Genomic DNA, 7900 nt, shown 5'->3' with positions numbered 1-7900 from the left:
CAAGGAAAAATGTATGCGCACGGGATTAAAACCCCCAGCCCAGGGCGCCACCAAGGGGAAGACTTGGGTTCCCCCCCCTTTTGTTGAGTCTGGCTGGTCCAGGGAAGCCCCGACCGACGTTGCCGTCAGGCGCCGAGCGCCGCCGAGAGCGGGCCGCGCACGAAGTACACGAGGAAGCCCGCGGCGACCACCCACAGCAGCGGGTGCACGTCACGCGCCCGACCGCAGGCGAAGCGCAGCAGCACCCACGTGATGAAGCCGATCCCGATCCCGTTGGCGATGGAGTACGTCAACGGCATCGTCACGACCGTGAGGAACACCGGCAGGGCGACGGAGAAGTCGCCCAGGTCGATCTCCTTGATCTCCCTCATCATCATCGCGCCGACCACCACGAGGGCGCCGCTGGCGACCTCGATCGGCACGACGGCGGTCAGCGGCGTGAGGAACATGGCGACCAGGAACAGGCCACCCGTCACGACCGACGCCAGGCCGGTGCGCGCCCCCTCGCCGACGCCCGCCGCCGAGTCGACGAACACGGTGTTCGACGACGACGACGACGCGCCGCCCACGACGGCGCCCACGCCCTCGACGACGAGCGCCGACTTGATCTTCGGGAAGTTCCCGTCCTTGTCGGCGAGCCCGCCCTGCTTGGCCAGGCCCGTCATCGTGCCCATCGCGTCGAAGAAGTTCGTGAAGAACAGCGTGAACACGAGCATCGTGGCGGCGAGCGCCCCGATGCGGTCGAAGGCGCCGAAGCTGAACTGCCCCAGCAGGGACAGGTCGGGCACGGAGACCAGCGAGTCCGGCAGCGCGGGCACCGACAGGTGCCAACCGCCCGGGTTGTCGTCGCTCGCGGGCCCGAGCTGGAGCACCGCCTCGACGACGATTGCCACGATCGTGGTCCCGACCAGGCCGATGAGCAGCCCGCCCTTGACCCCGCGGGACACGAGGATCCCCATGAGCAGCAGGCCGAAGACGAAGATCATCGTCGGGACGGTGGTGATCGAGCCGCCGTCGCCGAGCTGTACCGGCGGGCCGCCCTCGGTGGGGGTGACGAAGCCGGCGTCGACGAAGCCGATGAAGGCGATGAACAGCCCGATGCCGACCGTGATGGCCGCCTTGAGCTGCCGCGGGACGGCGTTGAAGATCGCCGACCGCGCGCCCGTCGCGGCGAGCAGCACGATGAGCAGGCCGTTGATGAGCACGAGGCCCATGGCCTCGGGCCAGGTGACGTCGCCGACCACGGCCACGGCGAGGAACGAGTTGATCCCCAGCCCGGCCGCGAGCGCGAACGGCAGGTTCGCGACGAGGCCGAACAGGATGGTCAGCACGCCCGCGGCGAGGCCGGTGACGGCACCCACCTGGGCCGTCGCGAGCCACCCGCCCGCGACGTCGGTGGGGGCGTTCCCGGCGCTGGTGCCGCCGAGGATCAGGGGGTTGAGGATGACGATGTACGCCATCGCGAAGAAGGTCACCAGCCCGCCACGGATCTCGCGTCCCGTGGTGGAGCCTCGTTCGGTGATCTTGAACAGCCGCTCCAGCACGCCTCGGCGGGCGCCGGTGGAGGGCGTCTTGTCGTTCTCGGCGGTGTCCCGCCGGGTTCCCAGGATGGTCACGTCCTTGTGTCCTCTCCGGCCCGCACGTCAGTAGTCGATGCGGGTCTCGAGGACACGCCACGCGTCGAATGGCGCGACGGCGCTGCCCGTGCGCTCGTGGCGCACGGTCATCACCCCGCCGGCGGCCCGGGTCTCGGGTGTCGCGGCGAAGAAGTCGTAGAACACGGCGTCGTCGAACCCGGCGGCGGCCGCGTCGTGGCGGTCGGCAGCGAAGTAGACGGCGTCCACGCGCGCCCAGAGGGCGGACGCGAGGCACATCGGGCACGGCTCGCAGCTCGAGTAGAGGACGGCCCCCGACAGGTCGAACGTGCCGAGCTCGGCGCAGGCCCGCCGGATGGCGGTGACCTCCGCGTGCGCGGTGGGGTCGTTGTCCTGGGTGACGCGGTTGTTGCCCTCGATGACGCGGCCGTCACGGGTGACGACGACGGCTCCGAAGGGGCCGCCCGCGTTCGCCACGCTGTCGACGGCGAGGGAGACGGCCTTCTCGAGGTGTGCTGCGTCCACGGGAACGGCCGTGCGGACTGACTGGTTGATCACGGCATTGCGGTCCATGGTGAGTCTCCACGGTTCGGGCAGCGGCCCCCGGGTGCTCGGGTCCGTCGGCCCCTCGAGGTCCCGGTGGAGACCGGGCGCTCGGCGGGTCGCTGCAGGCGAGTTGTCCTTCATGCCGCCTGGTAGATAGCTGCCGGTGTCGGATCGATCTCGTCGATCACCGTGCGGGAGTCGACGTCGACGTCCGCGCGGCCCGGGCCCGCCTTAGGCATCCGCGACGCTAGCACTCGGTGACGGGCACCACAAGAATTTCGGAATCACATTTCCGTATCGCGGGCGTTTCGTCGCGATGAACACCGTCTCGCATCGTGGTCCCACATGATGGACACGGACTGTCGCGGCAGGTCCGCCTGTTCCTAGAGTGTCCACGAACCCGAGTGGCCACGACCCGCCGCGCCCGGCGCGCCCCGCGCCGCACAGATGGAGGAACCCATGCCCGCACCCACCGACCCGACGCCGCGCCTCGCCGAGTACGCGCACCCCGAGCGCCTCGTGACGACGTCGTGGCTCGCCGAGAACCTCGACACCCCGGGCCTGGTGGTCGTGGAGTCCGACGAGGACGTGCTCCTCTACGAGACCGGCCACATCCCCGGGTCCGTGAAGATCGACTGGCACACCGACCTGCTGCAGCCTGTCGAGCGCGACTACCTCGACGGCGCCGGCTTCGCCGACCTGCTCGCGAGCCGCGGCATCTCCCGCGACACGACGATCGTGCTGTACGGCGACAAGAACAACTGGTGGGCCGCGTACACCGCGTGGGTCTTCACGCTGTTCGGCCACGAGGACGTCCGCCTGCTCGACGGCGGACGCAACCTGTGGGTGGCCGAGGGGCGCGACCTCACCACCGACGTGCCGTCCCCCGCCCGCGGCACCTACCCCGTCGTCGAGCGCGACGACGCCACGTTCCGCGCCTTCAAGGAGGACGTGCTCGCCCACCTGGGCAACGGGCCGCTGGTCGACATCCGCTCCCCGCAGGAGTTCTCCGGCGAGCGCCTGCACATCCCGGACTACCCGGAGGAGGGCGTGCTGCGCGGCGGCCACATCCCGTCGGCGCGCAACGTCCCCTGGGCCACCGCGGTCGCCGAGGACGGCACCTACAAGCCGCGCGCCGAGCTCGAGGCGATCTACCAGGAGGGCGGCCTCGGCCTCACGGCGGGCGACTCCGTGATCACGTACTGCCGCATCGGCGAGCGCTCCAGCCACACGTGGTTCGCGCTGCGCTACCTGCTCGGCATCGACGACGTCCGCAACTACGACGGCTCCTGGACCGAGTGGGGCAACGCCGTGCGCGTGCCGATCGTCGCGGGCGCCGAGCCGGGAGAGGTCCCGGCGAGCGTCAAGCAGGCGCAGGCCGCCTGACCCACCCGACCGGCCACGGCGCCGCGCTCGAGCCGGTCCAGACCCATCCGCGGTCCGGACCGGCTCGACCGGCGTCCGGCTCCCTACGAGAGACTGGGACCATGACCGACGCCGCCACCCTGCCCGAGCCGCTCGCCGAGATCCGCGAGGAGTTCCTCGCCCTGCCCGAGCGCGACCGGCTGCAGCTGCTGCTCGAGTTCTCCCGCGAGCTGCCGGGGCTGCCCCCGCGGTACGAGAGCGCGCCCGGCCTGCTCGAGGCGGTCGAGGAGTGCCAGTCCCCCGTGCGCGCGTTCGCGGAGGTCGACGGCGACGTCGTGCACTTCTACGCGACCGCCCCGCAGGAGGCGCCCACCACGCGCGGGTTCGCGTCGATCCTGGCCCAGGGGCTGTCCGGCCTCTCGGCCCAGCAGGTCCTGGACGTGCCCGACGACTTCCCGCTGATGATCGGGCTCACCCGCGCGGTCAGCCCCCTGCGTCTCAACGGCATGGCGGGCATGCTCACCCGCGCCAAGCGGCAGGTGCGCGAGCAGCTCGCCGCCGCCTGACGCACCCGCCGACGCGGGCTTCAGGCCCGTCAGAAGTCGAACAGGTCCCCGAGGAACGAGTCCTTCTTCTTGCGCTTGCGGTAGCGGGGGTCGTACCCGCGGTCGTCGTACCTCTTGTCGTCGTACCTCTTGTCGTCGTACCTCTTGTCGTCGTACCTCTTGTCGTCATAGCGACGGTCGTCGTAGCGCTTGTCGTCGTAGCGGCGCTCGTCGTACGACGCCGGGTAGGGCGGCCCCGGGGAGGCCGGCGCGGGCGGCACGGGCCCGCGCGCCTCGGCGGCGATCTCCGACTCGAGGGATCGTTCGATGATCTTGTCGAGCTCACCCCGGTCGAGCCACACGCCCCGGCACTGCGGGCAGTAGTCGATCTCGATGCCCTTGCGCTCGGACATCACGAGGACGGACTGGTCGTGGGGGCACTGCATGATGCGCTGCTCCTTCGTCGGCTGGTGAGGTCAACGGGTCGGACCGGCGCGAGGTTCCCTCCGTGTGCGAGAGTGTGCGCATGACGGTGCTCGTGGCCTACAACCCGTCGCCCCACGGTGAGGCGGCCGTCCGGACGGCGATCGCGGAGGCGACCCGGCGCGGGCTGCCGCTGCACGTGGTCCACCTCGCCCGGTCGGACGACCCCGTCGAGGGCGACCCTCTCGACGGCATCCTCGCCGAGGCGGGCGAGAGCGTCGAGGTCCTGCCGGTCACCCGCCGGCCCTCCGGCACCGAGCCCGCGGACGCGATCCTCGACGCCGCCGAGGCGTCCGGCGCGACGCTCGTCGTCCTCGGCTCCCGCAAGCGCTCCAACGCGGGCACCTTCCTCGTCGGCACGACGACGCAGCGGGTGCTGCTCGACGCCCCGGTCCCGGTGCTCGTCGTCAAGGACGCCTACGACTCCTGACCAGCTGCGACGTGTCGGGCTTCGCCCGACCGGCGACACGCGCCGTGGCCCCCCCGACGGATGACGACGGCAACGGGTTACGGTGCGCGGCGTGGATTCTTTCGCTGACTTCATCGCGGCAGCCAGCTCCTTCGTCTGGGGCCCCTTCCTCCTGATCCCGTTGTTGCTGGGCACGGGCCTGTACCTCACGATCCGGCTCAAGGGGCTGCAGTTCCGCAAGCTCGGGCCCGCACTGCGCCTCGGGCTGCTCCAGCGCAAGGAGGCCTCGGCGGGCGACGGGGACGGCGAGGGCGACATCTCGCACTACCAGGCGCTGACCACCGCGCTCGCCGCCACGGTCGGCGTCGGCAACATCGCCGGCGTCGCGACCGCCATCGGCATCGGCGGCCCCGGCGCCCTGTTCTGGATGTGGGTCACCGGCCTGCTGGGCATGGCGTCCAAGTACTCCGAGGCGTTCCTCGGCTCGAAGTTCCGCGTCGTCGACGAGAAGGGCGAGCAGCGCGGCGGGCCCCAGGAGTACCTCAAGCGGGGCATCCGCGGGCCGCTGGGCACGATCCTCGCCGTCGCGTTCGCCGTCTTCGCCGCGCTCGCCGCGTTCGGGATCGGCAACATGACGCAGACCAACACGATCGCGCAGTCCCTCGACGACACGTTCGGCGTCCCGCCGCTGGCGACGGGCATCGTCATCGTGCTCTTCGTGGGTGTCGTCCTCCTCGGCGGCATCAAGCGGATCGGCGCGGTCACCGCGTCGTTCGTGCCGACGATGATCCTCTTCTACATCCTGGCCGGGCTCCTGGTGCTCGGCGCGAACGTCACCGCCATCCCCGACGCCCTCGCGCTCGTGTTCACCGACGCGTTCACCGGGACGGCGGCCACGGGCGGCTTCGTCGGCTCGACCGTCGCCCTCGCACTGCAGTTCGGCGTCGCGCGCGGCCTGTTCTCCAACGAGTCGGGCCTGGGCTCGGCCGCGATCGTCGCCGCCGCGGCGAAGACGCACCACCCGGTGCGCCAGGGCCTGGTGTCCATGACGCAGACCTTCATCGACACGATCGTCGTCGTGTCGTTCACCGGCCTCGTCATCATCACGTCCGGCGCGTGGACGTCGGGCGAGGAGGGCGCGGCGATGACGTCGACGGCGATGTCGTCCGGCCCGCTCGCGCAGTTCGGCGGCGCCGTGGTCGCGATCGCCGTCGTGTTCTTCGCGCTCTCCACGGTGATCGGGTGGGCGTACTACGGCGAGAGGTGCGCCACCTCGCTCTTCGGCATCAGGGTGTCGCTGCCGTACCGCGCGATCTTCACGCTCGTGTGCCTCGTGGGCGCGGTCTGGGAGCTGGACCTCGTGTGGGGCGTCGCCGACGTCCTCAACGGGCTCATGGCGCTGCCGAACCTCGTCGGGCTGCTCCTGCTGTCCGGACTGATCGCGCGGGAGACGAAGGCCTACCTCGCGAAGGACCCCGACCTCACCGACCCGCCGGCAGCGCTCGAGGACTTCGCACCGGTCCGATGACGTCGTCGCCCGGCACGACGAACGGGCGCAGGTCGCCGCGGGCGGCGTCGACTCGCTCGACGGGGACGCGCTCCACTCCCCCGGCCTCGGTGATCCACCAGCCGAGGTTCGGGGCCAGGGCGGCGTAGCCGTCGCGCAGGACGTGCCGCAGCACGGTGTCCGCGAGGCGCACGCCGTCGCGCCACGCCCCGACGACCTCCGCCGGGACGACGTCGTGCCCCGTGGCGCCGGCCGCGAACTCCGCCGGGGACGAGGCCACCGGCAGCGCGAGGACCCGCAGGCCGCGGCGGAACACGAGGCGGCCGTCGACCGTCGCGTACCGCGGACGCACGCGGGTGGCCACGTTGAGGATGCGGAACGGCCACGGCGGCGCCTGGTCCAGGACCAGGGCGGCGCGCGGGGCGAGCTGACGCGCGAGACGGTGCTCGTCGAACTGCACGCCCACGGCGCGCATCTCGGCGGCCATCCACTGCAGCGCGAGGTCGGACAGGCCGCAGCGCGAGCCGCCGCCGCCCACGTCGCCGTGGGTGCCGGGGAACCACACCTGCTCCACGCGGCCGGACGGGTCGTCGTCGGGCACGGACCACAGGCACGGCGCGAAGGTCAGGCGACGCTCGTCGATCGCGAGCGCCTGCCGGGCGGTCTGCACGGCGGGCGCGAGCGAGACGTCGTGGAAGCGGTTCTTGCGTCGCGACGGCCCGGGGACCCCGAGCGCGCCGACCGTGTCGAAGACGCCCAGGAAGCGGACCGGGACCTCGATCCCGTGCTCCGCGCGGAACGCCTTCTTCTCCGCCCGGACCTCGTCGCCCTGCCGCAGCACGGCCTCCGCCCGCCGGCGCCGCCACGAGCCGGGCCTGGTGCGGGCCACGGTGCGTTCCGCCCTCGCGACGCGGCGCGCCGTCGGCGGCTTGAGGCGGTAGACGCGCTCCGCCTCGCACAGCAGCCCGGCGTCCTGGGCCTCCACGGTCAGCAGGCCCACCTGCGACAGCATCCCCACGACGCTGCGCGCCGTGTACGCCCCGCGGGAGTAGCCGAGGACGACGATCTCGTCACCGGGCTCGTAGTTCATGGCCAGGAACCGGTAGCCGTCCACCACGTTGCGGGTGAACCCGTAGCCGAACGCGCCGCCCAGCAGCTGGTCGACCAGGTAGCCGCGGGCACCGACGCCCGCCACGTAGCCGACGATCTGCTCGACGTCCGGATCAGCGCTCCCTCCGGAGCGCAGCACGGACCGCGCGAGCTTCTCGATGTTGGACACCTGCGGGTTCACCGCATGGCTCCACGTCCCGTCGCAGCACAGCACCAGTCGCTTCATCGTCGTCCCCTCCATGTACCTCGGAGGGAGGCAGGGCGACGCTGATACGACGAGCGTTCACGCCGTCGCGCGACGTCCGTCCACCGACGGCGCCGCGTGCGGCGACATGCGCAG

8 protein-coding genes are annotated in these 7900 nt (G+C 71.7%); 4 read left to right on the top strand and 4 right to left on the bottom strand.

Going from position 1 to position 7900, the window contains the following annotated elements:
• Positions 1–125: 125 nt before the first annotated feature.
• Positions 126–1616: an NCS2 family permease gene (locus ACFCZN_RS12985; RefSeq protein WP_430557049.1), complete on the bottom strand. Its 1491-nt coding sequence runs from the start codon at positions 1614–1616 to the stop codon at positions 126–128.
• Positions 1617–1643: 27 nt separating this feature from the next.
• A complete protein-coding gene (locus ACFCZN_RS12980) occupies positions 1644–2168 on the bottom strand; it encodes a nucleoside deaminase (RefSeq protein WP_429762609.1) in 525 nt (174 codons plus the stop codon).
• 432 nt (positions 2169–2600) lie between these two features.
• On the opposite strand from ACFCZN_RS12980, the gene ACFCZN_RS12975 reads away from it, so the two are divergent.
• On the top strand, positions 2601–3527 hold the full coding sequence (locus ACFCZN_RS12975; RefSeq protein WP_430557048.1) for a sulfurtransferase: 927 nt from the start codon (positions 2601–2603) through the stop codon (positions 3525–3527).
• 101 nt (positions 3528–3628) lie between these two features.
• Positions 3629–4072: a SufE family protein gene (locus ACFCZN_RS12970; RefSeq protein WP_429762611.1), complete on the top strand. Its 444-nt coding sequence runs from the start codon at positions 3629–3631 to the stop codon at positions 4070–4072.
• Between the two features lie 29 nt (positions 4073–4101).
• Here the strand turns inward: ACFCZN_RS12970 and ACFCZN_RS12965 are convergent, their stop codons facing one another.
• Entirely contained in the window at positions 4102–4497 is a 396-nt protein-coding gene (locus tag ACFCZN_RS12965) for a zf-TFIIB domain-containing protein (protein WP_430557047.1), read from the bottom strand.
• 80 nt (positions 4498–4577) lie between these two features.
• On the opposite strand from ACFCZN_RS12965, the gene ACFCZN_RS12960 reads away from it, so the two are divergent.
• Together ACFCZN_RS12960 and ACFCZN_RS12955 are read left to right on the top strand one after the other, a co-directional pair.
• Positions 4578–4964, top strand: coding sequence for a universal stress protein (locus ACFCZN_RS12960; RefSeq protein WP_429762613.1), 387 nt, complete (start codon positions 4578–4580; stop codon positions 4962–4964).
• 91 nt (positions 4965–5055) lie between these two features.
• Positions 5056–6471: an alanine/glycine:cation symporter family protein gene (locus tag ACFCZN_RS12955; RefSeq protein WP_430557046.1), complete on the top strand. Its 1416-nt coding sequence runs from the start codon at positions 5056–5058 to the stop codon at positions 6469–6471.
• Here the strand turns inward: ACFCZN_RS12955 and ACFCZN_RS12950 are convergent.
• Positions 6425–7786 carry a DUF2235 domain-containing protein gene (locus ACFCZN_RS12950; RefSeq protein WP_430557045.1) on the bottom strand — a complete coding sequence of 454 codons (1362 nt, stop codon included), beginning with the start codon at positions 7784–7786 and terminating at the stop codon, positions 6425–6427. The genes ACFCZN_RS12955 and ACFCZN_RS12950 overlap by 47 nt on opposite strands.
• Positions 7787–7900: the final 114 nt, after the last annotated feature.

The sequence above is a fragment of the Isoptericola sp. NPDC056134 genome (genome assembly GCF_042264825.1).
Lineage (GTDB): Bacteria > Actinomycetota > Actinomycetes > Actinomycetales > Cellulomonadaceae > Isoptericola > Isoptericola nanjingensis.
Note: the sequence above shows the minus strand (reverse complement) of the source record. Positions and strands in the feature narration are given on the sequence as shown.